At 62.6% G+C, this 24,881-nt stretch carries 35 protein-coding genes; 8 read left to right on the top strand and 27 right to left on the bottom strand.

Annotated features, from left to right (window positions below):
- Positions 1 to 261 precede the first annotated feature (261 nt).
- The 9 genes from ACODSU_RS24310 to ACODSU_RS24350 form a co-directional block, all read right to left on the bottom strand.
- Positions 262 to 678: a F0F1 ATP synthase subunit epsilon gene (locus ACODSU_RS24310; protein ID WP_015012216.1), complete on the bottom strand. Its 417-nt coding sequence runs from the start codon at positions 676 to 678 to the stop codon at positions 262 to 264.
- A 75-nt stretch (positions 679 to 753) separates the two neighbouring features.
- Entirely contained in the window at positions 754 to 2,160 is a 1,407-nt protein-coding gene (atpD, locus tag ACODSU_RS24315) for a F0F1 ATP synthase subunit beta (RefSeq protein WP_015012215.1), read from the bottom strand.
- Between the two features lie 33 nt (positions 2,161 to 2,193).
- Positions 2,194 to 3,060, bottom strand: coding sequence for a F0F1 ATP synthase subunit gamma (gene atpG / locus ACODSU_RS24320; RefSeq protein ID WP_488845471.1), 867 nt, complete (start codon positions 3,058 to 3,060; stop codon positions 2,194 to 2,196).
- 18 nt (positions 3,061 to 3,078) lie between these two features.
- Positions 3,079 to 4,632, bottom strand: coding sequence for a F0F1 ATP synthase subunit alpha (gene atpA / locus ACODSU_RS24325; protein ID WP_060987364.1), 1,554 nt, complete (start codon positions 4,630 to 4,632; stop codon positions 3,079 to 3,081).
- Positions 4,633 to 4,674: 42 nt separating this feature from the next.
- On the bottom strand, positions 4,675 to 5,217 hold the full coding sequence (locus tag ACODSU_RS24330; RefSeq protein WP_015012212.1) for a F0F1 ATP synthase subunit delta: 543 nt from the start codon (positions 5,215 to 5,217) through the stop codon (positions 4,675 to 4,677).
- Between the two features lie 10 nt (positions 5,218 to 5,227).
- The gene (locus ACODSU_RS24335) at positions 5,228 to 5,698 is read right to left on the bottom strand and encodes a F0F1 ATP synthase subunit B (protein ID WP_015012211.1); all 471 of its coding nucleotides are present in this window, start codon (positions 5,696 to 5,698) and stop codon (positions 5,228 to 5,230) included.
- A gap of 34 nt (positions 5,699 to 5,732) precedes the next feature.
- Positions 5,733 to 6,002, bottom strand: a complete 270-nt coding sequence (atpE, locus tag ACODSU_RS24340) for a F0F1 ATP synthase subunit C (RefSeq protein WP_015012210.1) — start codon at positions 6,000 to 6,002, stop codon at positions 5,733 to 5,735.
- A gap of 55 nt (positions 6,003 to 6,057) precedes the next feature.
- Positions 6,058 to 6,936, bottom strand: coding sequence for a F0F1 ATP synthase subunit A (gene atpB, locus ACODSU_RS24345; RefSeq protein ID WP_488845473.1), 879 nt, complete (start codon positions 6,934 to 6,936; stop codon positions 6,058 to 6,060).
- A gap of 19 nt (positions 6,937 to 6,955) precedes the next feature.
- A complete protein-coding gene (locus ACODSU_RS24350) occupies positions 6,956 to 7,429 on the bottom strand; it encodes an ATP synthase subunit I (RefSeq protein WP_488845475.1) in 474 nt (157 codons plus the stop codon).
- A gap of 288 nt (positions 7,430 to 7,717) precedes the next feature.
- On the opposite strand from ACODSU_RS24350, the gene ACODSU_RS24355 reads away from it, so the two are divergent.
- From ACODSU_RS24355 to ACODSU_RS24375, 5 genes are all read left to right on the top strand, one after another.
- A complete protein-coding gene (locus tag ACODSU_RS24355) occupies positions 7,718 to 8,035 on the top strand; it encodes a YbeD family protein (RefSeq protein ID WP_295944386.1) in 318 nt (105 codons plus the stop codon).
- Positions 8,036 to 8,058: 23 nt separating this feature from the next.
- Positions 8,059 to 8,754, top strand: a complete 696-nt coding sequence (gene lipB / locus ACODSU_RS24360; RefSeq protein ID WP_488845477.1) for a lipoyl(octanoyl) transferase LipB — start codon at positions 8,059 to 8,061, stop codon at positions 8,752 to 8,754.
- A gap of 15 nt (positions 8,755 to 8,769) precedes the next feature.
- Complete coding sequence (gene lipA / locus ACODSU_RS24365) at positions 8,770 to 9,750, top strand: lipoyl synthase (RefSeq protein ID WP_488845479.1); 981 nt, start codon at positions 8,770 to 8,772, stop codon at positions 9,748 to 9,750.
- Between the two features lie 29 nt (positions 9,751 to 9,779).
- Positions 9,780 to 10,493, top strand: a complete 714-nt coding sequence (locus ACODSU_RS24370; protein ID WP_488845481.1) for an AraC family transcriptional regulator — start codon at positions 9,780 to 9,782, stop codon at positions 10,491 to 10,493.
- A 103-nt stretch (positions 10,494 to 10,596) separates the two neighbouring features.
- Complete coding sequence (locus tag ACODSU_RS24375; protein WP_488845482.1) at positions 10,597 to 11,430, top strand: DMT family transporter; 834 nt, start codon at positions 10,597 to 10,599, stop codon at positions 11,428 to 11,430.
- Between the two features lie 116 nt (positions 11,431 to 11,546).
- Here ACODSU_RS24375 and ptsP read toward each other — a convergent pair whose 3' ends face one another.
- The 5 genes from ptsP to ACODSU_RS24400 form a co-directional block, all read right to left on the bottom strand.
- Positions 11,547 to 13,316, bottom strand: coding sequence for a phosphoenolpyruvate--protein phosphotransferase (ptsP, locus tag ACODSU_RS24380; protein ID WP_110961978.1), 1,770 nt, complete (start codon positions 13,314 to 13,316; stop codon positions 11,547 to 11,549).
- A gap of 53 nt (positions 13,317 to 13,369) precedes the next feature.
- Complete coding sequence (locus ACODSU_RS24385; RefSeq protein ID WP_056058887.1) at positions 13,370 to 13,639, bottom strand: HPr family phosphocarrier protein; 270 nt, start codon at positions 13,637 to 13,639, stop codon at positions 13,370 to 13,372.
- Positions 13,608 to 14,060 (bottom strand): PTS sugar transporter subunit IIA, encoded by a 453-nt coding sequence (locus ACODSU_RS24390; RefSeq protein WP_060987370.1) that lies wholly within the window; start codon positions 14,058 to 14,060, stop codon positions 13,608 to 13,610. The genes ACODSU_RS24385 and ACODSU_RS24390 overlap by 32 nt, the downstream gene beginning before the upstream one ends.
- 85 nt (positions 14,061 to 14,145) lie before the next feature.
- Entirely contained in the window at positions 14,146 to 15,408 is a 1,263-nt protein-coding gene (locus ACODSU_RS24395) for an MFS transporter (RefSeq protein WP_488845491.1), read from the bottom strand.
- Between the two features lie 2 nt (positions 15,409 to 15,410).
- Complete coding sequence (locus ACODSU_RS24400; protein ID WP_488845484.1) at positions 15,411 to 15,944, bottom strand: hypothetical protein; 534 nt, start codon at positions 15,942 to 15,944, stop codon at positions 15,411 to 15,413.
- Between the two features lie 182 nt (positions 15,945 to 16,126).
- Between ACODSU_RS24400 and ACODSU_RS24405 the strand changes: the two genes are divergently transcribed.
- Positions 16,127 to 16,630: a TlpA disulfide reductase family protein gene (locus tag ACODSU_RS24405; protein WP_015012197.1), complete on the top strand. Its 504-nt coding sequence runs from the start codon at positions 16,127 to 16,129 to the stop codon at positions 16,628 to 16,630.
- A gap of 150 nt (positions 16,631 to 16,780) precedes the next feature.
- Here ACODSU_RS24405 and ACODSU_RS24410 read toward each other — a convergent pair whose 3' ends face one another.
- A complete protein-coding gene (locus ACODSU_RS24410) occupies positions 16,781 to 17,236 on the bottom strand; it encodes a c-type cytochrome (RefSeq protein ID WP_488845486.1) in 456 nt (151 codons plus the stop codon).
- 170 nt (positions 17,237 to 17,406) lie between these two features.
- Between ACODSU_RS24410 and ACODSU_RS24415 the strand changes: the two genes are divergently transcribed.
- Positions 17,407 to 18,084 carry a cytochrome b/b6 domain-containing protein gene (locus ACODSU_RS24415; protein WP_488845488.1) on the top strand — a complete coding sequence of 226 codons (678 nt, stop codon included), beginning with the start codon at positions 17,407 to 17,409 and terminating at the stop codon, positions 18,082 to 18,084.
- Positions 18,085 to 18,118: 34 nt separating this feature from the next.
- Complete coding sequence (locus tag ACODSU_RS24420) at positions 18,119 to 18,622, top strand: GNAT family N-acetyltransferase (protein ID WP_015012194.1); 504 nt, start codon at positions 18,119 to 18,121, stop codon at positions 18,620 to 18,622.
- Between the two features lie 69 nt (positions 18,623 to 18,691).
- Here ACODSU_RS24420 and ACODSU_RS24425 read toward each other — a convergent pair whose 3' ends face one another.
- From ACODSU_RS24425 to rpsJ, 12 genes are all read right to left on the bottom strand, one after another.
- Positions 18,692 to 19,201, bottom strand: coding sequence for a peroxiredoxin (locus ACODSU_RS24425; protein ID WP_015012193.1), 510 nt, complete (start codon positions 19,199 to 19,201; stop codon positions 18,692 to 18,694).
- A gap of 198 nt (positions 19,202 to 19,399) precedes the next feature.
- Positions 19,400 to 19,669, bottom strand: coding sequence for a 30S ribosomal protein S17 (rpsQ, locus tag ACODSU_RS24430; protein WP_015012192.1), 270 nt, complete (start codon positions 19,667 to 19,669; stop codon positions 19,400 to 19,402).
- 9 nt (positions 19,670 to 19,678) lie between these two features.
- Positions 19,679 to 19,876, bottom strand: coding sequence for a 50S ribosomal protein L29 (rpmC, locus tag ACODSU_RS24435; protein ID WP_015012191.1), 198 nt, complete (start codon positions 19,874 to 19,876; stop codon positions 19,679 to 19,681).
- A 17-nt stretch (positions 19,877 to 19,893) separates the two neighbouring features.
- Positions 19,894 to 20,310, bottom strand: a complete 417-nt coding sequence (rplP, locus tag ACODSU_RS24440) for a 50S ribosomal protein L16 (protein ID WP_015012190.1) — start codon at positions 20,308 to 20,310, stop codon at positions 19,894 to 19,896.
- Between the two features lie 2 nt (positions 20,311 to 20,312).
- A complete protein-coding gene (rpsC, locus tag ACODSU_RS24445) occupies positions 20,313 to 21,194 on the bottom strand; it encodes a 30S ribosomal protein S3 (RefSeq protein ID WP_015012189.1) in 882 nt (293 codons plus the stop codon).
- 15 nt (positions 21,195 to 21,209) lie between these two features.
- A complete protein-coding gene (rplV, locus tag ACODSU_RS24450; RefSeq protein ID WP_007847806.1) occupies positions 21,210 to 21,542 on the bottom strand; it encodes a 50S ribosomal protein L22 in 333 nt (110 codons plus the stop codon).
- Between the two features lie 9 nt (positions 21,543 to 21,551).
- The gene (rpsS, locus tag ACODSU_RS24455; RefSeq protein ID WP_010467177.1) at positions 21,552 to 21,827 is read right to left on the bottom strand and encodes a 30S ribosomal protein S19; all 276 of its coding nucleotides are present in this window, start codon (positions 21,825 to 21,827) and stop codon (positions 21,552 to 21,554) included.
- 10 nt (positions 21,828 to 21,837) lie between these two features.
- A complete protein-coding gene (gene rplB / locus ACODSU_RS24460) occupies positions 21,838 to 22,662 on the bottom strand; it encodes a 50S ribosomal protein L2 (protein WP_008906426.1) in 825 nt (274 codons plus the stop codon).
- A gap of 2 nt (positions 22,663 to 22,664) precedes the next feature.
- The gene (gene rplW, locus ACODSU_RS24465; protein WP_007847815.1) at positions 22,665 to 22,979 is read right to left on the bottom strand and encodes a 50S ribosomal protein L23; all 315 of its coding nucleotides are present in this window, start codon (positions 22,977 to 22,979) and stop codon (positions 22,665 to 22,667) included.
- Complete coding sequence (gene rplD, locus ACODSU_RS24470) at positions 22,976 to 23,596, bottom strand: 50S ribosomal protein L4 (RefSeq protein ID WP_008906425.1); 621 nt, start codon at positions 23,594 to 23,596, stop codon at positions 22,976 to 22,978. The genes rplW and rplD overlap by 4 nt, the downstream gene beginning before the upstream one ends.
- Complete coding sequence (gene rplC, locus ACODSU_RS24475) at positions 23,596 to 24,270, bottom strand: 50S ribosomal protein L3 (protein ID WP_015012188.1); 675 nt, start codon at positions 24,268 to 24,270, stop codon at positions 23,596 to 23,598. Before rplC ends, rplD begins: the two co-directional genes overlap by 1 nt.
- A gap of 220 nt (positions 24,271 to 24,490) precedes the next feature.
- Positions 24,491 to 24,802, bottom strand: coding sequence for a 30S ribosomal protein S10 (gene rpsJ / locus ACODSU_RS24480; RefSeq protein ID WP_005796953.1), 312 nt, complete (start codon positions 24,800 to 24,802; stop codon positions 24,491 to 24,493).
- Between the last annotated feature and the right edge of the window lie 79 nt (positions 24,803 to 24,881).

Below are 24,881 nucleotides of genomic sequence, written 5' to 3' on the forward strand. Positions count from 1 at the left end.
AAAGAGCTGTGCAAATGCAAAAGGCCGGGGCCCTGTGAGGGGCCCCGGCCTTTTTGTTTGTGCGTAAGCCTTTTGGAGCGGGGATCAAGTGACCAGCTTCGCAGAGGCCATTACTGGCGAGTTGCTACGCCGTCGATAGGCAATACTGCGCCTTCGCTTATAGGAGTATGGCTGTGTACGTCTGGAGCGTTGTCACCACGACAGAAATAAAAAACCCGGCAATGCCGGGTTTTTGTGCCGCACCAGAGTGCTCGCGAAAGCTTACTTCTTCTGGCGGAACTTGCGCAGCGCCGCAATCTGGGCAGCCATGACGGCCAGCTCGGACTGGGCCTTGGCCAGATCGATGTCGCTCTTGGCGTTCTTGAGCGCTTCTTCGGCTGCAGACTTGGCCGCGTTGGCCTTCTCGTCGTCCAGATCCTTGCCACGGATGGCGGTGTCCGACAACACGGTCACGCAGTTGGGTTGCACTTCCAGAATGCCACCGGCCACGAAGACGAACTCTTCGCCACCGTCAGCCATTTCGATGCGCACCGAGCCCGGCTTGATGCGGGTGATCAGCGGGGTGTGGCGGGGGTAGATGCCCAACTCGCCAGCTTCGCCGGGCAGAGCGACAAAGCGCGCTTCACCGGAGAAGATGGACTCTTCGGCACTGACCACATCAACGTGGATGGTGTTCATCATTGCTCCTAGGAAAAGGTGGGTTGCTTGATTGCAGAAGGCCGGGTCGCTACGGGCTGCCCGGCCGACGGCTCATCAGGCCACCTTCTTGGCCTTTTCGAAGGCTTCGTCAATGGTGCCCACCATGTAGAACGCTTGCTCTGGCAGGTGATCGCATTCGCCGTTCACGATCATCTTGAAACCACGGATGGTTTCGGCCAGGGGAACATACTTGCCTGGGGAGCCCGTGAACACTTCGGCCACGTGGAAAGGCTGAGACAGGAAACGCTGGATCTTGCGAGCGCGGGCCACAGCCAGCTTGTCTTCAGGAGCCAGTTCGTCCATGCCCAGAATGGCGATGATGTCGCGCAGTTCCTTGTAGCGCTGCAGCGTACCCTGCACGGCGCGGGCCGTGGTGTAGTGGTCTTCGCCCACCACGTTCGGGTCCAGCTGGCGGCTGGTGGAGTCCAGCGGGTCCACGGCGGGGTAGATACCCAACGAGGCGATGTCACGCGAGAGCACCACGGTGGAGTCCAAGTGGGCAAACGTCGTAGCAGGCGAGGGATCGGTCAAGTCATCCGCTGGCACGTACACGGCCTGGATGGAGGTGATCGAACCGACCTTGGTGGATGTAATACGCTCTTGCAGGCGGCCCATTTCTTCGGCCAGGGTGGGCTGGTAGCCCACGGCGGAAGGCATACGGCCCAGCAGAGCGGACACTTCAGTACCGGCCAGCGTGTAGCGGTAGATGTTGTCCACGAAGAACAGCACGTCACGGCCTTCGTCACGGAAAGATTCCGCAATGGTCAGACCGGTCAGGGCCACGCGCAGACGGTTGCCTGGAGGCTCGTTCATCTGGCCGTACACCATGGCCACTTTGGATTCGCCCAGGTTCTCCAGATTCACCACGCCGGAATCGGCCATTTCGTGATAGAAGTCGTTCCCTTCGCGAGTACGCTCGCCCACACCAGCGAACACCGACAGACCCGAGTGGGCCTTGGCGATGTTGTTGATGAGTTCCATCATGTTCACGGTCTTGCCCACACCGGCGCCACCGAACAGACCCACCTTACCGCCCTTGGCGAACGGGCACACCAGGTCGATCACCTTGATGCCGGTTTCCAGCAGTTCTTGCGAGGGCGACAGTTCGTCGTACGCAGGCGCCTTGCGGTGGATCGAAGCGGTCAGCTCCTGGCCCACGGGACCACGTTCGTCGATGGGGTTGCCCAGCACGTCCATGATGCGGCCCAGCGTCGCCTTGCCCACTGGCACGGTGATGGGGTTGCCGGTGTTGGTCACCATGATGCCGCGGCGCAGGCCGTCGGAGGAACCGAGGGCGATGGTACGCACCACGCCGTCACCCAGCTGCTGCTGCACTTCCAGCGTCAGGGCAGAGCCTTCCAGCTTCAGGGCGTCGTAAACCTTGGGCATCTGGTCGCGTGGGAACTCAACGTCCACCACGGCGCCGATACATTGAACAATCTTGCCTTGCACTTGAGCCATTTTTCGCTCCAATAAAGTAGTTTGTTGAGCTGCTTACACAGCAGCGGCGCCAGCCACGATTTCCGAAAGTTCTTTCGTGATCGCTGCCTGGCGCGTCTTGTTGTAGACCAGCTTCAACTCGCCAATGACGCTGCCGGCGTTGTCGGTGGCAGCCTTCATGGCCACCATGCGTGCCGACTGCTCGGACGCCATGTTTTCCGCAACCGCCTGGTAAATCAGGGACTCGACATAACGGACCAGCAGCTCGTCGATGACGCTTTGCGCATCGGGCTCATAGATGTAGTCCCAGCCGTGTTCCGTCTTCTCGGCCTGCATCTGCTCGGAGGACAGGGGGAGCAGCTGCTCCACCACCGATTCCTGCTTCATGGTGTTGATGAACTTGGTGTAGCTCAGGTACACCGCATTGATCTTGCCTTCTGCGTATGCATCGAGCAGCACCTTCACCGGGCCAATCAGCTTGTCCAGGTGGGGGGTGTCGCCCAGGCCCGTCACGTGCGAAACCACCTTGGCGCCCACACGGTTCAGGAAACCCAGGCCCTTGTTGCCAATCGCCACGGCTTCGGTCGAGACGCCAGCACCCTGCAGTTCACGCAGCTTGTTCGTCACGGCACGCAACACATTGGTGTTCATGCCGCCGCACAGGCCCTTGTCCGTGGTGATGACGATCACACCGGCGGTCTTGGCATCGTTCACTTTCATGAACGGGTGCACGTACTCCGGGTTGGCCTTGCCGAGGTTGGCTGCAATGTTGCGGATCTTCTCGCTGTATGGGCGGGCAGCCCGCATCCGGTCCTGCGCCTTGCGCATTTTGGATGCGGCCACCATTTCCATGGCTTTGGTGATCTTCTTGGTGTTTTCCACCGATTTGATCTTGCCGCGTATTTCCTTGCCTGCTGCCATGATGGCTCCTCGTCCGGTTTAAGCGAACGACTTCTTGAACGCGGCGATCGCTGCGGTCAATTCGGCTTCTGCATCCTTGTCCATGGCCTTGGCCTGTTCCAGCTTGGCCAGCAAAGCGGCGTGGCTGGTCTTCAGGAACTGGTGCAGGCCGTGTTCGAAGTCGAGCACCTTCTTGACATCGATGTCGTCCATGAAGCCCTTGTTCACAGCGAACAGCGTGGCGGCCATCAGCGAGATGGACAGCGGGCTGTACTGTGCCTGCTTCAGCAGTTCGGTCACGCGGGCACCGCGGTCCAGCTGCTTGCGGGTGGCTTCGTCCAGATCGGAAGCAAACTGCGCGAACGCAGCCAGTTCACGGTACTGGGCCAGGTCGGTACGGATACCGCCGGACAGGTTCTTCACCAGCTTGGTCTGGGCAGCACCACCCACGCGCGACACCGAGATACCGGCGTTGATGGCGGGACGGATACCGGCGTTGAACAGGCTGGTTTCCAGGAAGATCTGGCCGTCGGTGATCGAGATCACGTTGGTAGGCACGAAAGCGGACACGTCGCCAGCTTGCGTTTCGATGATCGGCAGTGCGGTCAGCGAACCGGTCTTGCCCTTGACTTCACCCTTGGTGAAGGCTTCGACGTAGTCGGCGTTCACGCGGGCTGCGCGTTCGAGCAGACGGCTGTGCAGATAGAACACGTCGCCAGGATAGGCTTCGCGGCCTGGTGGGCGACGCAGCAGCAGCGACACTTGGCGGTAGGCCACAGCTTGCTTGGACAGGTCGTCGTACACGATCAGGGCGTCTTGGCCGCGGTCGCGGAAGTATTCGCCCATCGTGCAACCCGAGTAGGCCGACACGTACTGCATGGCAGCCGATTCGGAAGCCGATGCGGCCACCACAATCGTGTACTCCATGGCGCCGGCCTGTTCCAGAGCGCGCACCACGTTCTTGATCGACGATGCCTTCTGACCGATGGCGACGTAGATACAAGTCACGCCTTGGCCCTTCTGGGCGATGATGGCGTCGATGGCCACGGCGGTCTTGCCGGTCTGGCGGTCACCGATGATCAGCTCGCGCTGGCCACGACCCACGGGCACCATCGAGTCGATGGACTTCAGGCCGGTCTGCAGAGGCTGGTCCACGGACTTACGGGCGATCACACCGGGAGCAACCTTTTCGATCACGTCGGTGAGCTTGGCGTTGATAGGGCCCTTGCCGTCGATCGGCTGACCCAGAGCGTTCACCACGCGGCCGACCAGTTCGGGGCCCACGGGCACTTCCAGAATGCGGCCCGTGCACTTGACGGTGTCGCCTTCGGAGATGTGCTCGTACTCGCCCAGAATCACGGCGCCGACGGAGTCGCGCTCGAGGTTTAGCGCCAGACCGTAGGAAGGCTGGCCGTCCTTGGTCGCGGGGAACTCGAGCATTTCGCCCTGCATCACGTCCGACAGGCCATGAACGCGCACGATACCGTCAGACACGGACACCACGGTACCCTGGTTGCGGATATCGCTGCTGGCGGCCAGACCTTCGATGCGGCTCTTGATGAGTTCAGAAATTTCTGCGGGATTGAGTTGCATGACTCTTTCCTTCTTTCTTTGGTTCGCTGTCCTCGTCGCGCGTTACGCAACGAGGGCCGCTTTCATTTGTTCAAGACGGGCCTTGACCGAAGTGTCCAGCACCTCGTCACCCACCACTACGCGAATACCACCGATCAGGGACTCATCCAGCTGTACAGCGAGATTGAGCTTACGGCCGAAGCGCTTTTCCAGCGCTGCGCTGACCTCGGACAGTGCAGCACTGTCCATCGGAAATGCGCTGTACACGACGGCATCCGAGGAGCCGTTGCGACGATTCACGAGGGCACGAAACTGCGCAGCCACTTCCGGGAGCGCATCGATGCGTCCGTTGTCGATGACTGTGCGCAGGAAATTTTTGGCCATATCCGGCAGGGCCGAGCGGGCGACCCCGGTGAATACGGCGAACACCTGGTCTGCCGTCACCTTGGGGTTGTCCGCCAACTGACGCAGCTGGGGGTTGGCGGCAATCGCCGCCAGTTCGTCCATCCAGGCAGCGGTGCTGCCCAGATCGACGCCCGCGCCCGCAGTGGCAGCCTTGAACAAGGCATCGGCGTAAGGGCGGGCAATGGTGGCGAGTTCAGCCATGTGTGTCCCCTTACAGCTCGGTCTTCAGGCGGTTGAGCAGGTCGGCATGGACGCCAGCATTGACTTCCTTGCGGAGAATCTGCTCGGCACCCTTGACGGCCAGCGCTGCCACCTGCTCACGCAGGGCTTCGCGGGCTTGGACCGTCTGCTGCTCGGCTTCGGCGCGGGCTGCAGCAACAATCTTGTTGCCTTCCTCTGTGGCGCGGGCCTTGGCTTCTTCGATGATGGCCTGGGCACGACGGTCGGCGTCCGCAAGACGCGAGGCCGTTTCGTTGCGCGCCTGTGACAGTTCCTTTTCAACGCGCTGGTTGGCAGCGGTCAGTTCGGATTTGGCACGGTCGGCAGCTGCGAGGCCATCGGCGATTTTCTGGGCTCGTTCATCCAACGCCTTCGCGATCGGAGGCCACACGAATTTCATCGTGAACCACACGAGGATCAGGAAGACGATGGCCTGAATGAACAGGGTCGCATTGATACTCACGGCAACACCTTTCTAAAGTGGCGTTGAACGGGATTTACTTGGGCAGGTTGGCCAAGAGCGTGGAAACGAAGGGGTTGGCGAAAGCGAACAGCAGGGCGATAGCCACACCGATCAGGAACGCAGCGTCGATCAGACCAGCCAAGATGAACATCTTGGTTTGCAGTTCGTTGATCAGTTCAGGCTGACGTGCCGACGATTCGAGGAACTTGCCACCCATCAGGGCGATGCCGATGGAAGCGCCGATAGCGCCCAGACCAACGATCAGACCACAAGCCAGAGCGACGAGACCGAGAATGTTTTCCATGATGACTCCTGAGTTAAAAAAGAAAAGTTAAGGAAAGAAAAAACGAAAGGGAAACTTAGTGCGCGTTGTGCGCCTGACCAAGGTAGATCAGCGCGAGCATCATGAAGATGAATGCTTGCAGCGAGATCACCAAAATGTGGAACAGCGTCCAGATGGTGCCAGCGATAACGTGGCCCACAGGCAGCAGCACACCCGACAGCGACAGGGCCGCAGCACCACCCATGAGGGCGATGAGCATGAACACCAGTTCGCCAGCGTACATGTTGCCGAACAACCGCATGCCATGGGACACGGTGTTGGCGACATATTCAATGATCTGCATGAGCAGATTCACCACGCCCAGAATCAGGGCGAAGATAGGATTCTTGCTGGTGCCGAAAGGAGCCGACACCAGTTCGTGCGCCCAGCCGCCAGCGCCCTTGATCTTGACGCTGTACCAGAAGCGCAGGATCAGGACAGCGAAAGCGAGGCCCAGCGTGGTGGACAGATCGGCTGTGGGCACAACACGCAGATAAGCGTGGTGCGGGTCGTGACCTGCAGCACCGTAGATCTTGGCCCAGACGGCGGGCAGCAGGTCCACAGGCAGCATGTCCATGAAATTCATCAAGAAGATCCAGACGAACACAGTCAGACCCAGGGGAGCGATGAACTTGCGGCTTTCAGCATTGTGGATGTTGGCCTTGGCCTGGTTGTCCACCATCTCGACCAGCATCTCGACCGCAGCCTGGAAGCGACCAGGCACACCCGAGGTTGCCTTACGGGCAGCTGACCACAGAATCAAAAGGGTGAGCGCACCCAGAACCAAACCGACGATGATCGAGTCGTAGTTGATGACAGTGAAATCAACAATCTTGGTCTGGTTGACGTTTTGAAGATGCTGCAGGTGGTGAACGATGTATTCACTTGCAGTCGGAGCGTGCGCTTCTGCGGCCATCGGACAACTCTTCTCTCTATCAATCGGTTTTTCGGACACCAGGCCGCACCAACAGTGCCACCCAGTACGTTTTCATTGCGACCACCATGCCAACCAGCAAGGCAATCCAGCTCAAGCCCGGCACCAGCCGAGGTGCCGCCGCCAGCAGCGCCACCGTCAACATGATCTTGGCGATTTCCCACCCAAAGAACCCCACCATGGCAGCCCGCGGATTGGATGACGCCTTTTGGCGCAACACACCGCGGGCAAACAGTGCGGCCGGAGCCACCACTGCCAGAGCGCCGTAGGCTGCAGACCAGCCCACCACCGCCCTGCCCGTCAGAACCCAGGCCACCAGGGCCACCAGCATTCCGACCAGCGCCTGACCTGCCACCACCCTCCACACCGAGAGGGGCGGATGGCGACTGCGCCACTGCTGCGCCTCTTGGGCCGTCAGGGGCTTGAAGTCAGATTCTTCAGCCTCAGTTTCAGTCTCTGGCGGGATTGTTTTCATTGATGAATGACGCCCGCGTTACAGACCGCAACTTTTACAAAGCCTCTAATTATAAGTAAAAACCCATGGCACCAGACAAAAACCCGCAAACGCGTCGGCGGGTTGCGTGTGTGCCCGCCCCGTTGTGGTGACGTGCCAACCTCACTGGCGCGCACAAAACAGCCTCGCCATGCATCGATCTGGCGCACGCCGAACGGGCGGCGAGAAGAGCCGAACGCGCCTGTGGCGCACAATGACAGTGCGTCGCCAGCTATCGAAACCGCAGCACCCCACTCACCGCTAATCACCATGACATCCTCCAATCCGCCGCCCGCCAACGGCCTCGATCCCCAGGCCGCCGATCCACGCAAAGACTCGCTGATCGAATACCCCTCCAAGTTCCCAATCAAAGTCATGGGCGCCAAGGTGGACGGCTTCGTGCATGCCGTGACCGAAGTGGCGCGCCAGTTCGACCCTACCTTCGACGCCGCCACCATTGAACTGCGCGACAGCCGCGCGGGCAATTACCTCGGAGTAACCATCACCATCACGGCGACCAGCCGCGAGCAGTTGGACGACCTGTACCGCGCGCTGTCCTCGCACCCGATGGTGAAAGTGGTGCTGTAACCGCCCCCCTTGCAGATTGCGCCATGACGATTGACATCCGCCTGCTGGGCCGCGTGGACTACGCCAGCACCGTGCAAGCCATGCAGGACTACACAGCCACACGGACGCCGTCGGACGCTGACACGCTCTGGATTTGTGAGCATCCGCCGCTTTACACCCAGGGCATAGCAGGCAAAAGCGACCATGTGCTAGACCCGGGCGAGATCCCCGTCATCGCCACCAACCGGGGCGGACAGGTGACCTTCCACGGCCCCGGTCAGGTGGTCGCCTACCCGCTGATCGACCTGCAACGTGCGGGCTATTTCGTCAAGGAATACGTCTACCGCGTTGAAGAGGCCGTGATCCGCACACTGGCGCACTTCGGCATCACAGGCCACCGGGTTGCCGGTGCACCCGGCATTTACGTGCGTCTGGATGACCCGCACAGCCACGCCATGCTGCCCCAACGCCCCCAAAAACGCACGGGCGCCGAGGCACCCACGCCCGACTTCGAAGGCCTGGGCAAGATCGCGGCGCTCGGCATCAAGGTCAGCCGCCACTGCACCTACCACGGCGTGGCGCTGAACGTGAACATGGACCTGGAGCCCTACGGCCGCATCAACCCTTGCGGTTACGCAGGATTGAAAACGGTGGACCTTTCTACAATCGGGGTCCACACCACCTGGGAAGAAGCCGCGCAGGTGCTGGGCCAGCAGCTCAGCATCCGGTTGGCGCCCTGAACTCCGCCTACCGCTATGAGCACCCCTGAAGTCGTCCGCGAAGCCCAATCCACCGAAGCCTACAACCCGCTGGCCAAACAAAAGGCTGCGGCCAAGCTGTCGCGCATTCCGATCAAGGTCGAGCAGGGCGAAGTGCTCAAAAAGCCCGAGTGGATTCGCGTCAAAGCGGGCAGCCCCACCACGCGCTTCTACGAGATCAAAGAAATCCTGCGCGAGCACAAGCTGCACACGGTGTGCGAAGAAGCCTCGTGCCCCAACATCGGCGAATGTTTTGGCAAGGGCACGGCCACGTTCATGATCATGGGCGACAAGTGCACGCGCCGCTGCCCGTTCTGCGACGTGGGCCATGGCCGCCCCGACCCGCTGGACAAGAACGAGCCGCTGAACCTGGCCAAGACCATTGCAGCGCTCAAACTCAAATACGTGGTGATCACCAGTGTGGACCGCGACGACCTGCGCGACGGCGGTAGCGGCCACTTTGTGGAATGCATCCAGAACATCCGTGAGCTGTCTCCCAGCACGCAGATCGAGATTCTGGTGCCCGACTTCCGTGGCCGCGATGACCGGGCGCTCGAAATCCTGAAGGCTGCGCCGCCCGATGTGATGAACCACAACCTGGAAACCGCGCCGCGTCTGTACAAGGAAGCGCGCCCAGGCTCCGACTACCAGTTCAGCCTGAACCTGTTGAAAAAGTTCAAGGCGCTGCATCCCAACGTGCCCACCAAGAGCGGCATCATGGTCGGCCTGGGCGAAACGGACGAAGAGATCCTGCAGGTGATGCGCGACATGCGCGCGCACAACATCGACATGCTGACCATCGGCCAGTACCTGTCGCCCAGCAACAGCCACCTGCCGGTGCGCCGCTACGTGCACCCCGACACCTTCAAGATGTTCGAGGAAGAGGCCTACAAGATGGGCTTCAGCCACGCCGCCGTGGGTGCCATGGTTCGCTCCAGCTACCATGCTGACCAGCAGGCGCACGCCGCAGGCGTGTAAGCACCGACACCCGCCTTCCCAAGCCGCCCATGGGCCCGAATGGTCTGCTCTCGTTGCGGCACTACGGCGCCTCGCCGGGCAGCCACAGCCACGACCATTTCCAGATTCTGCTGGGACTCTCCGGAGCGCTGGACCTGGAGGTGGATGGCCGTGGCGTGCGCGTGGCGCCCGGCGGTGGCTGCGTGATCGCCCCGGGCGACCGGCACGACTTTGAATCCACCCGCGGCAGCGTCTGCCTGGTGCTCGACAGCGCCCACCCGGACTGGGCGCAGTGCGCCAGCCCACGCCGCGCGACCACGCCGCCCTCCGACGCGTTGCCCTTGGCCCATTACCTGGCCAGCGCTTTGCGGCAAGGCCGCCCGCTGGCGCAAACCCATGGCCCCGCCCTGCTGCTGGAAGCATGGCTCACCGCCGCCCGCCCCGATGCAGCAGCACCCAGCCCCACGCGCGGGCGCACCATCGACTGGGCCGCGCTGCAGCAGTGGGCCGCGCAGCAGTGGCACCGGGAACTGACCGTGGCCGACCTGGCTGCGCAGGTGCACCTGAGCCCCAGCCAGTTTGCCGCCCGCTGTCGGGACGACCACGGCATGGGCGCCATGGCCTGGCTGCGCGGCTTGCGCCTGGCGCAGGCCCGGGTGCTGCGCAGCACGGGCATGGCGGTGGCTGAAGTGGCTCAGCGCACGGGATACCGCTCGCCTTCAGCCCTCACTGCAGCCTTGCGCCGGGCCGAGCACAACGCCTAAGGGCTCGCGACGGCAGGCAGAACCCTTCAAAAACCTCGGCGCGCGACGACACACCGGTGTTGCGCGACGATGCACCACAGCAGGCGCGCGTAAGCTCGGCGCCATGCAAGCCAATCTTTATGCCCTGGGCGCTATTGCGCTATGGGCTTCTCTCGCCTCGCTGGGGGTGTCCCTCACCCACATTCCGCCCTTCCTGCTCACGGGCATTGCGCTCATCATCGGCAGCGTGCCCGCATGGCCCTTTGTGCTGCGCGATCCGTCGCAGTGGCGCATTCCGCTGCGCACGCTGGCCTTGGGCGTGTATGGCCTGTTTGCGTACCACTTTCTGCTGTTCATCGCGCTGCGCCACGCGCCGCCGGTGGAGGCGAACCTCGTCAACTACCTGTGGCCGCTGTTCATCGTGGTGCTGTCACCCGTGGTGCTGCCGGGCGTGGCACTGCGACTGCCGCATGTACTGGCTGCGCTGCTGGGGTTTGGGGGCGCGGCCATCGCCATTGCAGGCGGACGCGAGTTGAGCGGCACGCTGGCCTGGGGCTACCTGCCCGCGCTGGCCGCCGCCTTCATCTGGGCCACCTATTCGCTCATGACCAAGCGTGTGGCAGCGTTCCCCACCACGGCGATTGGCCTCTTCGGGCTGGTGTCTGGCGTGCTGTCGCTGCTATGCCATGGGCTGCTGGAGCCCGCCGTGGCGCTGCAGCCGCGCGACTGGGGGCTGCTGGCGGTGTTGGGGCTGGGGCCGCTGGGGGCGTCGTTCTTTATGTGGGACAAGGCGCTGAAGCTGGGGGACGCACGGCACATCGGCATCCTGAGCTACATCACGCCGCTGGCCTCCACGGCGCTGCTGATTTTGGTGAGCGGCCGCACCTTCACCTGGAGCATTGCACTGGCCACCGCCATGATCATCAGCGCAGCGGTGATAGGAATGCGGGCGCGTTGATGGTAAAGGATCAACGCACCTGCGGCAGTAAAAAATATAGACAAATAGGCCGATAGCGCTAGTGGAATATGCCCCAGCAGCTATCAATTTTGAAATAGCTACTGCATCCCAGGGCGTCAGCCTTTGAGCAGCACGGCGGGCTCGTCGCCGTCCAGTACCTGCTGGGCCCAGGGGGCGAGCTTGCGCGTGTCGGCGCGCAGCACCTCCTGCTTGACGGCCAGGATCTGCGCCGGGTGCATGGAAAAGCTGCGCAGGCCCAGTCCTAGCAGCAGGCGCGTCATGGTCACGTCGCCCGCCGTCTCACCGCACACACACACGCTTTTGCCCTGGCGCTCGCCCTCGGCGATCACATCGCCCACCAGGCGGAGCACGGCGGGGTGCAGCGGGTCGTACAGGTGCGCCACGGCCTCGTCAGCACGGTCGATGGCCAGGGTGTACTGGATCAGGTCGTTGGTGCCGATGGACAAGAAATCGAAGTATTTGAGGAAGGTGCGCACCATGAGCGCGGCGGCGGGCACCTCGATCATGGCGCCCAGCTGCACCGGGCCGTAGGGCTCGCCACGCGCGTCTAGCTCACCCCGCGCCAGATCGACCTGAGCGAGCGTCTGCTGGATCTCGTGCGTGTGCGCGAGCATGGGGAACAGCAGGTTGACCTTGCCATGCGCCGCGGCGCGCAGCACGGCGCGCAGCTGGGTGCGGAACATGGCCGGGTCGGCCAGGCTCCAGCGGATGGCACGCAGCCCCAGCGCGGGGTTGAGGTAGTTGTCCTTGTGGGCCTTGTTATCCAGCGGCTTGTCGGCGCCCACGTCGATGGTGCGGATGGTGACCGGCAGGCCCTGCATGCCGTCGATGGCCTCGCAATAGGCACGGTACTGCTCGTCCTCGCCGGGCAGGTTGCCGCTTTTGCCCATGAACAGAAATTCGCTGCGGAACAGGCCCACACCCACGGCGCCCGCGCGCACGGCAGCGGCGGCGTCGCCGGGCTGTTCGATGTTGGCCAGCAGCTCGATCTTGTGACCGTCGATGGTGATGGCGGGGGTGTGGCGCAGGCGCGCCAGGCGCTCACGCTCCAGCTCGACCTGGCGCTGGCGAAAACCGTATTCGGCCAGGATGATGGGCGAGGGATCGACAATGACCACGCCCGCATCGCCGTCGATGATGACCCAGTCGTCCTGCCGCACCAGCTGGCTGGCGGCGCGCGCACCCACCACGGCAGGGATGTCCATGCTGCGCGCGACGATGGCCGTGTGGCTGGTCTTGCCGCCCACGTCAGTGACAAAGCCCGCGAACACGCTTTGCTTGAACTGCAGCATGTCGGCGGGTGAGAGGTCGTGCGCCACCAGCACCAGGGGCACGTCCACCGTGTCGTCCAGCAGCAGGTCTTGCTGCAGGCCCAGTTGCTTGTGGCGGCGCGGGCTGCTGGCCGGTGGCGCCACCGGGCTGGCCACGCCCTTCATGTGGCGCAGGATGCGCTCGACCACCTGCTCCAGGTCGGCCTTGCGTTCGCGCAGGTACTCGTCCTCCATCTCGTCGAACTGGCGCGCAATCACTTCGAGCTGGGTGGTGAGCGCCCACTCGGCGTTGTACAGGCGCTCGGTGATCCAGTGCTTGACGCCGCCGGTGAGTGCCTCGTCCTGCAGCAGCATCAGGTGCACATCCAGCAGCGCAGTCAGCTCGTGGGGCGCGTCGGCGGGCATGTCGGTCTGCAGGCGCTGCAGCTCCTCGACCACCGCATTGCGGCCCTGGCGCACGCGCTCGATCTCACCTTCGACCTGGGAGGGTTCGACAAAGTAATGCGCCACATCCACCCGGCTGGACGCCACCAGCACGGCCCGGCCAATGGCAATGCCGCGTGCAACTGCGAGGCCGTGGACGGAGAAGGTCATGGTGGTGCGATCAAAGGTTCGGCGGGGTCAGGGCACAGGCGAGATGAGCAGGCTTATTCACCCTCGCCAAACTTGTCGGCAATGAGCGCCAGCAGGGCGTCCATCGCCTCTTGCTCGCGGTCGCCGTTGGTTTCCAGCTCCACTTCGGAGCCGAGGCCGGCGGCCAACATCATCACGCCCATGATGCTCTTGGCGTTGATGCGGCGCTCTCCCTTGCTCATGAAAACGTCACATGGAAAGCTGCCGGCCAGCTTGGTGAGCTTGGCCGACGCGCGGGCATGCAGGCCCAGTTTATTGCTGATGGTCGTACGGGTCTTGATCATGTCGGTTACGGCGGTTCTGGTTCTGCGGCGCGGAAATGGCCACCTGCATCACCCCTTGGGTGCCTCCCACCACGGCGCGGCTCACCACGGAATCGAGCGACTCGGCCCGGTAGCTCACGGCGCGCAACAGCATGGGCAAATTGACGCCCGTCACCAGGCGCGAGCGCACGCCATCGACCAGGCGCTGCGCCACATTGCAGGGTGTAGCGCCGAACACATCGGTCAGCACCAGGGTGGTGTCGGTGCCCAGCTGGTCCAGCATGATGCGCGCCTGGGCCAGCGATTCTTCGGGGGGTTGGTTGGGCTGCACATCGAGCGCAGCCACGCTGCTGCCGCAGTCGGCAAACACGTGCAGCGCGCATTCGCGCAGCGCATGGGCCAGCGGGGCGTGGGCAATGATGAGGATGCTGGTGGGGCTCATGGTCACGACTCACGCCACGCGGAGATCAACGACGGGCCAGTCATGCAGAGGCGGCCGGTGGTTGCATTGGTGGTTGCGCAAGTGTTCATGGTGTGGGGGTTGTCAGCACATTATGGCGCCGCCCCCGAAGCAGGAACCACGCGTAGGCGCCGGCGTTGCATGCCAGGTACACCGCCATGGCCGCCTGGAACGCGGGCACGGTGGCCAACCCTGCGGCCGCAAACGCGTCCACCGCCAGCCCGATGCCCCACTGCACCACAAACACGCCCACAAAAATCACCAGGTTGTAGGCCGACAGTGCGCGCCCTGCCAGCGCCTGCGGAAACGCCATGGCCACGGCGGGCTGCGACAGCGACACGAAGGTGCATGACACGCAGAACAGCGCCCAGGCGCCTCCCCCAGCCTGGGGCCCGGCCAGGATGATGCCCAGCAGAACCACCGAACACATCGGCAAGCCCATGGCCATCAGCCGGTCGGCCCCAAACCCCTTGCGCAGCAGCCAGGGGTTGACCATGCCCCAGGTCCAGAAGGTGCACAGCATCGAAACGTTGATCCAGAACAGGCCTGTGGCCGACTCCAGCGCGGTGTAGCCCGCCACACGCTGCATCCACGGCCCGGCCCACAGCGTCTGCATGGCCACCATGCCGCCATAGCAGAAGAACCCCAGCGGCGCGAGGCGCTGGAAATAGGGGTGCCGCCACACCACGCCATAGCCCTGGGGCACGGCCTCTGCAGCGCCGGACGCGGTCTTCGCCTGCCCCGCCGGGCCCCACCCCGGCACCCACAGGGCAATCACGACCATCGACAGCGCGATCAATACCGCCAGCCCCCAGAACAGCGGGCGCCAGCCCACCAGCGGCAAGGCCCATTGCACCGGCAGCGTGGAGGCCACCATGCCGAGCGAGCCCGTCATCAACATCCACGAATTCGCCCGCATCTGCGCCACCGGCTCCAGCCACCGGCGGTAGCCGGTGAGCGGCGCCATCAGGCAGGCACTGACGCCCGCACCGCACAACACGCGCCCGGCCAGCAGCCCCGAAAACCCTGCGGCCGCCGAAAACACCAGGCTGCCCACCACGGCCACGCCCAGAAAACCCAGTGCGACCTTCTTGGGCCCGTGCCGGTCCAGCCAGGTGCCCAGCGGCAACTGCGTGGCCGAAAAGCCCAGGAAGTAGCCTCCCGCCAGCAGCCCCAGATCCCGCGCGTGCAGCGAGAACTCCTGGGCCAGCGTGGGCGCCAGGGTGGCCGTGACGGCACGCACCAGCGCCGACAAGAAGTAGGCAAAGGCAAACGCCAGAAAGACGATGACGGCCGCCCGCCGTGGCAATACGCCGCCGCTGCCGCTCATCGTCATGGCAGCGCCAGGCCGGCGAACAACTGGTCGGCCACCTCCGGCCGGGGCTTGGCGGTGTAGACCACAGCGTGGTACAGCCGCACCTGCGGCCCTGCGGCGCGTGCAAACCACACGGCCTGCGCCACCACTGCACTGCCATCGGGCCGCTGCCCCTGCGCCACAGTGCGCACCGACTGCGGCAGGGGCATGGTGCCGCGCGGCGCGTAGGGCACGTCTTTGGCGCCCGCTTCGGCCCCTGCCCCCAGGCGCGCCAGCATCGCTGCCCGCCAATGGGTGAGCGCGGCGCCCACCTGGGCGGGGTCGGCCAACGCGGCGTGGGACACGGCAAAGGTGGCGCCATCGGCGTCACAGCCCACCATGGACAGCTCCACCGGGGCACCGGCCAGCTCCACCGTGCGGGTGGCCTGGTCGGGCTTGCACGGCAGGGTGATGGTCAAATCCGCTTCGGGCAGCGGCACGGTCCGCCAGTTCAGGGCGGGGCTGCAGCCCGCAATTAGCAGGGCGGCAGCCCCGGTCAATGTCCATTTCATCGGGGCATTATCGGCAGAGTCCCCCATGCTGCTTCTGCGCCGCGTTTGGGGGCGAACTTTTCCCCGCAATTTGAGTCCAGCCAGGGGGTTGCAGGGACTGCTGACACGGCACACAGGCGGCTCCGGCACAATGTGGGGTGGGGCACAGGCCCCGTGTTTCTTTTGGGATGGGTGGTGAAGTCATGGCGATCAAGCAATGGGCAGCAGGTGTGGCGGTGGCAGCGTTTGCTGCCGTGGGCGCCTATGTGTACCTGGACACGGGCCGCGCCGAAGCGCCCGCATCGACCTTTGTGCTGCTGGACGGCTCCAGCAAATCCACCGCCGACCTGAAAGGCAAGGTCACCCTGGTCAACTTCTGGGCCACGAGCTGCACCACCTGCGTGGCCGAGATGCCCGAGATCATTGCGACTTACAACAAGTACAACAGCAAGGGTTTTGACACCCTGGCCGTGGCCATGAGCTACGACCCGCCCAGCTACGTGGTGAACTTTGCCGAGACACGCAAGCTGCCCTTCCAGGTGGCCATCGACAACACCGGCAAAGTGGCCAAGGCCTGGGGCGATGTGCAACTGACGCCCTCCACCTTCATCGTGAACAAGCGGGGCGAGATCGTGAAGACCTATGTGGGCGCCCCCAATTTCCCGGAGCTGCACCAGCTGATCGAGAAGCTGCTGGCAGAAACCTGAGCTGCGCGGCGGACACACCGCCCTCACACGAACCAGAGCCCGTTCAGGGCATAAAAAAGGCCAATTTCGAGAGAAATTGGCCTTTTGCGCTCGTGGATCATGCCCTGCATGCTACGTAAAACATAGCAACGCATTTCCCCACCGTCTGTTTTACTTCGCGCGGAAGCTGTCGTGGCAGGCCTTGCAAGTGCCTGCAGTGGCCCCAAAGGCGGTCTTGAGGTTGTCCAGGTTGCCCGTCTTGGCGGCGGCGGCAAGTTTCACGGTCTCGGCCTCCAGCTTCTCGGAATGTTCCTTGAACTTGGCCTGCTCGGTCCAGATTTCTGGCAGCGCCTTGTTGGGCGCGCCCTTGTCGGTGCCGGGGCCAAAACCGGCCCAAGGCAGCTTGGCCATCTGGGCCACGATGTCGGCGTTCTCCTGTGCCACCTTGGCATCGAACGGCGCGCGGCCGTTGGCCATGGCGCCCAGGCGTCCGAAATGCTGGCCCATCACGAACAGCGCGCTCTGGCGGTATTTGATGGCGTCTTCGGCTTTGGCAAATTGGGCGGAGGCGGGGGCGGACAGGGTCAGAGCCGCAGCCGCCAGGGTCAACGCAGCAAGTGCTTTCATCGGAACTTCCTTTTTCGTGGGTGGAACAGAATGGTGCCTTCCAAGCCTGCGCAGTATGCCGGTTTGGGCGCTGTTGTGCTGTGGCGGGGTGGTTACAGCCCGGGCCGCCCTGTCGCACAATGCCGCTGGCACCTCCGCCCCCATCACTCTGGCACAAAGCCCTGACCACCATGACGCAGCACACCGTACGCATCTGGGACCTTCCAACCCGCATTTTTCACTGGGCGCTGGCCGCCTGCATCGTGGGACTGGTCATCACGGCCAATGTGGGGGGAAACGCCATGGTCTGGCATTTCCGCCTGGGCTACACGGTGCTGGCGCTGCTGGTGTTCCGGCTGGTCTGGGGATTGGTGGGGGGGCGCTGGTCGCGTTTTTCGGCGTTTCTGTACTCGCCCGCGCGGCTGGTGCAGTACCTGCGTGGCGCGCCCCACCCGGAGGACAGCATTGGACACAGCCCGCTGGGAGCGCTGGCCGTGTTCGTGCTGCTGGCCGTGCTGGTAGCCCAGGTGGGCACCGGCCTGCTGAGCGACGATGAGATCGCCTTCGCCGGGCCCTTGACCCAATATGTCTCCAACGCCGTCGTGGGGTTGGCCACGAACTACCACAAGGACATCGGTCAGTTCCTGGTGCTGTCGCTGGTGGGCCTGCATGTGCTGGCCATCATCTTCTATGTGCGCGTGCGCAAGCAGCAACTCGTCCGCCCCATGCTGGACGGTGACAAGACGCTGCCCGAGGCGGCAGCACCATCGCGGGATGACGCCCTCAGCCGCATCGCGGCCTTGGTGGTGTTGGCCCTGAGCGCTGGCGTGGCGTGGTGGGTGTCGTCGCTGGCGGCGCCGGCGTTCTGAACGAAGTCGCTACACTGGCGGCTCTTTTGTTTGCATGCCTTGCGCTTTGGACAAGCCCTCCATCTCCCTGAGAACCCCCTCCTCGCCCGCCGAGTGGGACGCGGTCCGAGACATCTTTCGCGAGTACGCCAGCACACTCGGTGTTGACTTGTGCTTTCAGGACTTTGAGTCCGAACTGGCACAACTGCCGGGCGACTACGCCGAACCCCGTGGCGCCCTGCTGATCGCCGAAGTGGAAGGCGCCTTGGCAGGCTGTTGTGCCCTGCGCCCGCTGGACAACGCCGATTACCCCAACGCCAGCGAGATGAAGCGGCTGTATGTGCGCAAGGCGTTCCGTGGCTTTGGCCTGGGCCGCGAGCTGGCCGAAGCCATGCTGGACCGGGCGCGGCAGGCCGGGTACGCCTGCGTATTGCTCGACACTCTGGACGATATGGAGTCAGCCCGCGCGCTGTACACCGATCTGGGCTTTGAAGAAATCCCGCCCTACTATCACAACCCCATACCCGGGGCGCATTACCTCAAGGTCGATATTTTTTGACCATTTGAGGCGCTAGCGCAGGATTTACATGCGCTAGCAGCTATCGATTCAATAGCAATCAGTGGCGCGTCACGCCGCCTTGGCCTGGGCCAGCAGGGTGTCAGCGTCGCTCACTTCAAACTTGCCTGGCGCTTCGACGTTGAGCGTCACCACCTTGCCATCGCGCACCAGCATCGAATAGCGGTTGCTGCGCAGGCCCATGCCCTTCGAGGTCAGGTCCAGAGTCAGGCCGGTGGCTTGTGCGAAGGCGGCGCTGCCGTCGCCCAGCATGCGCACTTTGCCATCGGTCTTCTGGTCGCGGGCCCAGGCACCCATCACGAACGCGTCGTTCACGCTCACACACCAGATCTCGTCCACACCGGCCGCCTTGAACTCGGCAGCCTTCTCCACATAGCCGGGCACATGCTTGGCCGAGCAGGTGGGCGTGAAGGCACCAGGCAGGGCAAACAGCGCAATCGTCTTGCCGGCCGTGGCCTTGTCGACCGCCACGGGGTTTGGACCGATGCTGCAACCTTCGCCCTCGACTTCGGAATATTCCATCAGCGTGGCTGCGGGCAGGGTGTCACCGACTTTGATCATTGTTTTCTCCTTGGGATGTTGGGATGGGGGTGTTGAAACCCGAGAACGCCATGCCTTGCAAAACTCCTTCTGGACACGGCCTGTGCACCGTTCGCATCAAAAGGAGGCCCACAAAGCAAAACGACCCACATTGTGGGTCGTTTTGAAGGGCCTTGCCGCCCAGGGGTTTGCGCCCCCGGAGCAGGCTTGGAAAGCTGATTACAGCAGACCGGCCTTTTGCACCAAGCGGGTAGCCACCCAGTTCTTGGTCTTGGAGAGCGGACGGCTCTCGGTGATTTCGATCACGTCGCCCAGCTTGTACTCGCCCTTTTCGTCGTGGGCGTGGTACTTGCTCGACTTCGCAACGATCTTGCCGTAGAGCTCGTGCTTCACACGACGCTCGACCAGCACGGTCACAGTCTTTTGACGCTTGTCGCTGACCACCTTGCCAATCAAGGTGCGCTTGAGGGATTTTTTAGGTTCCGTCATATGGGCTCCTTACTTGGCGGCTTGCTTTTCAGCAAGGATGGTCTTGGCACGTGCGATATCGCGGCGGGTGGTGCGCAGCGTGTTGGTGTTACCCAGTTGCTGCGTAGCCTTTTGCATGCGCAGGCCGAAGTGGGCCTTTTGCAGCGCCTTGATTTCGGCTTCGATGCCAGCAACGTCTTTTTGGCGCAGTTCAGTAGCTTTGGTCATTTTCATGGTCTCCTGAATTACGCGCCGAGGTGACGGCTGACGAACGTGGTGCGCAGCGGCAGCTTGGCAGCAGCCAGGCGGAACGCTTCGCGGGCCAGTTCTTCGGGCACACCAACGATTTCGAACACGATCTTGCCGGGCTGGATTTCAGCCACGTAGTACTCGGGGTTGCCCTTACCGTTACCCATACGCACTTCTGCGGGCTTGGTAGAGATTGGCTTGTCCGGGAACACGCGGATCCAGATACGGCCGCCACGCTTGACGTGACGGGAAATCGCACGGCGTGCAGCTTCGATCTGGCGGGCCGTCAGACGGCCACGATCGGTGCACTTCAGACCGAAATCACCGAAGGCAACGGAGGCACCCCGCGTTGCGACGCCAGTGTTACGGCCCTTTTGCTCCTTGCGGTATTTACGGCGAGCAGGTTGCAGCATCTTTATTCTCCTTTACCGTCCGCTGCTGTAGCGGGCGCGGCGACCTTGCGTACGCGCTTAACGGCATTGTTATCAGCGCCACCAGCTTCCGCTGGCTTGTCGCTGCCGTCGGCCGGAGCGGTGTTGCCACCGACAGGACGACGTGGGCCACGGCCGGCGCCTGGGCGATCGCCACCTGGGCGGCCGTCACGGCGTGGACCGCGTGGGCGGCGCTCTTCGTCTGGACGAGGCGTTTCCACGGCTGGCAGGTCGTTACGACCCAGCGTGTCACCCTTGTAGACCCAGACCTTGACGCCGATCACACCGTAGGTGGTCTTGGCTTCAGAGGTGCCGTAGTCGATGTCCGCACGCAGCGTATGAAGTGGCACGCGGCCTTCACGGTACCACTCGCAGCGAGCGATTTCGATACCGTTCAGACGACCGGACGACATGATCTTGATGCCCTGGGCACCCAGACGCATGGCGTTCTGCATGGCGCGCTTCATGGCGCGGCGGAACATGATCCGCTTTTCGAGCTGTTGCGTGATGCTGTCGGCGATCAGCTTGGCATCGATTTCAGGCTTGCGCACTTCTTCGATGTTCACTGCGACGGGCACGCCCAGACGCGACGCGAGTTCCTTCTTCAGGTTCTCGATGTCTTCGCCCTTCTTGCCGATCACCACACCAGGACGTGCCGAGTAAATGGTGATGCGGGCGTTCTTGGCAGGACGCTCGATCAGGATGCGCGACACAGCCGCGTTCTTGAGCTTGGCCTTCAGGTACTCACGCACCTTGATGTCTTCGGCCAGCATGCCCGCGAAGTCGCGGTTGCTGGCGTACCAACGGCTGGACCAGTTGCGGCTGACCGCAAGGCGGAAGCCGGTAGGATGGATTTTCTGTCCCATAGTCTTCCCGAGCCTTTAGTTGCCAACCGTCACGTACACATGGCACGTGGGCTTGCTGATGCGGTTGCCGCGGCCTTTGGCGCGCGCGGTGAAGCGCTTGAGCGTGGTGCCTTGTTCGACGTAGATGGTCTTGACCTTCAGTTCGTCGATGTCAGCGCCATCGTTGTGTTCGGCGTTGGCGATGGCCGACTCCAGAACCTTCTTGACAATTCCCGCAGCTTTTTTCTGCGTGAAGTTCAGGATGTTCAGAGCCTGGTCCACTTTCTTGCCGCGGATCAGATCGGCGACCAGACGGCCCTTGTCGACCGACAGACGGACGCCCCGGAGGACTGCACGTGTTTCAGACATGGTCGTTCCTTACTTCTTCGCTTTTTTGTCAGCGGGGTGACCCTTGAAGGTGCGCGTCAGGGCGAATTCGCCCAGCTTGTGGCCCACCATCTGGTCGGTGACATAGACCGGCACGTGTTGCTTGCCGTTGTGCACGGCGATGGTCAGACCGATGAACTCGGGCAGAACCATGGAGCGACGCGACCAGGTCTTGACTGGTTTTTTGTCCTTGGTGGCAACGGCCTTTTCGACCTTGGCCAGCAAGTGATGGTCAACAAATGGACCCTTTTTGAGAGAGCGAGTCATCTGTTACCCCTTACTTCTTGCGACGCGACACGATCATGATCTGTGTGCGCTTGTTGTTACGGGTGCGATAACCCTTGGTCAGATTGCCCCAAGGATCGACTGCATGGCGGCCTTCGCCGGTGCGGCCTTCGCCACCACCGTGAGGGTGATCCACCGGGTTCATGGCCACGCCGCGAACCGTAGGACGAATACCCATCCAGCGCTTCACACCGGCCTTGCCCAGTTGGCGCAGGCTGTGTTCTTCGTTGGCCACTTCACCAATGGTGGCGCGGCATTCGATGTGGATCTTGCGCACTTCGCCGGAACGCATACGCACCTGGGCGTACACGCCTTCACGCGCGAGCAGCGTTGCCGAAGCACCCGCCGAGCGGGCGATCTGAGCACCGGCACCGGGCTTGAGCTCGATGCAGTGGATGGTCGAACCCACGGGGATGTTGCGGATAGGCAGCGTGTTGCCAGCGCGGATCGGGGCTTCCGAACCCGACAGCAGGGTTGCGCCCACTTCCAGGTTGCGGGGAGCGATGATGTAGCGACGCTCGCCGTCGGCATAGCACACCAGAGCGATGTGGGCCGTACGGTTGGGGTCGTACTCGATGCGCTCAACCTTGGCCGGAATGCCGTCCTTGTTGCGCTTGAAGTCCACCACACGGTAGTGGTGCTTGTGGCCACCGCCCTTGTGACGGGTGGTGATGTGACCGTTGTTGTTACGGCCGGCCTTCTGGAATTGTGGCTCCAGCAGGGGGGCGTAAGCTTCACCCTTGTACAGGTGGTCACGCGTGACCTTCACCACGGCACGTTGGCCGGGCGAGGTAGGTTTCATCTTAACGACAGCCATGATTACGCGGCCTCCCCGGAGAGGTTCAGCTCTTGACCTGGCTGCAGCGTGACGTATGCCTTGCGAACATTGTCGCGGCGGCCGACAGTCTTGCCGAAACGCTTGGTCTTGCCTTTGGTGTTCACCACAGAAACGCCCTTGACTTCCACCTTGAACATCAATTCCACAGCGGCCTTGATTTCGGGCTTGGTAGCGTTCTGCAGCACCTTGAACGTCACTGCATTGGACTTCTCGGCAACCATGGTGGCCTTTTCGGACACGATGGGAGCGACCAGAACTTGCATCAGACGACCTTCGTCAAACTTGAGTGTGCTCATGCGAACATCTCCTTGAGTTTGTCGATTGCACCCTTGGTGACGAGCACTTTCTTGAAACGCACCAGCGACACGGGATCGGCGTAACGGGGCTCAACGACGAGCACGTTCACCAGATTGCGCGAGGCCAGGTACAGGTTTTCGTCCACTTCGTCGGCAATCACCATCACCGATTGCAGGTTCATCGCCTTGAACTTGTCGGCCAGGACCTTGGTCTTGGGGGAGTCAAGCTTCAGCGAGTCGACCACAGCCAGACGACCTTCGCGGGCCAGCTGCGACAAGATGGCAGACATACCGGCGCGGTACATCTTCTTGTTGATCTTCTGCGTGAAATTTTCGTCAGGCATGTTCGGGAAAATCCGACCGCCCCCGCGCCACAGTGGCGAGGAAGTCATACCTGCACGTGCGTTACCCGTACCCTTTTGCTTGAAAGGCTTCTTGGTCGAGTGACGGACTTGCTCGCGGTCCTTCTGGGCGCGAGTGCCTTGGCGTGCGTTGGCCTGGTAGGCCACCACGATCTGGTGCACCAGATCTTCGTTGTATTCACGACCGAACACGGTTTCGGGAACATCCAGCTTGGATGCGCCTTGGCCTTGGTCATTCAGGAGTTCGAGCTGCATTAGTTCGCTCCTTTGGAGGCTTTGGCCTTGATGGCGGGACGCACGGTCACGAACCCACCCTTGGAGCCCGGAATCGCGCCCTTGATCAAGAGCAGTTGACGCGCTTCGTCGATGCGGATGACATCGAGGTTTTGCGTGGTCTTGGTGACATCGCCGAGGTGGCCCGTCATGCGCTTGCCGGGGAACACGCGACCGGGGTCTTGTGCCATACCGATCGAGCCAGGCACGTTGTGCGAACGGCTGTTACCGTGCGACGCGCGCTGCGAGCTCATGTTGTGACGCTTGATGGTACCGGCGTAGCCCTTACCGATGGAGGTGCCTTGCACGTCGACCTTTTGACCCACGGCAAACACATCAGCCACAGGCACTGCAGCACCCGCGGCGTACTTGCCGGCGGTTTCTGCGGTCACGCGGAATTCCTGGATGATTTCACCGGCTTCCACACCTGCCTTGGCAAGGTGGCCGGCTTCTGGCTTGGTCACGCGCGATGCTTTGCGCGAACCGAACGTGACCTGCAGGGCCACGTAGCCATCGTTCTCTTGGGTTTTGACCTGGGTAACGCGGTTGTTGGACACATCCACCACCGTGACAGGCACTGCGTCCCCATCATCGGTGAACAGACGCATCATGCCCACTTTGCGACCCAGCAACCCGAGGGAGTTGCTCAGACTCATTTGTTTCTCCAAAACTTCCACCGCCGCAACTTCAATTGGCCACGGCGTTGCACTCGCGTGCATGAAAGAGGGTTATTAAAACTCCACCCACCGACGCGCGAAAACGCACGCAAATTAGGCGAAGCCCTAAAGTATAACGCGAACCGCTTTTTCAAGCAAGTTCGCGTTATGTCAGTCACCACAAGGCGGAGGAGCCCGCCTTGCAGCAGCTACGGCTACATCACTGCAGCTTGATTTCGACGTCCACGCCAGCGGGCAGGTCGAGCTTCATCAGGGCGTCCACGGTCTTGTCCGTAGGGTCCACGATGTCCATCAGACGCTGGTGCGTGCGGATTTCGAGCTGGTCGCGGCTGGTCTTGTTGACGTGGGGCGAACGCAGGATGTCGAAACGCTTCATGCGCGTCGGCAGGGGCACGGGGCCCTTGACGATGGCGCCGGTGCGCTTGGCGGTGTCAACGATCTCGGCAGCGGACTGGTCGATCAGCTTGTAGTCAAACGCCTTCAGGCGGATGCGGATTTTTTGCTTGGACATGGCAAGTTCCTTTTCTGCTTATGAATTAAGCAATGATCTTGGCCACGACGCCAGCGCCCACGGTGCGGCCGCCTTCGCG

This window comes from Acidovorax sp. FG48 (assembly GCF_057809085.1).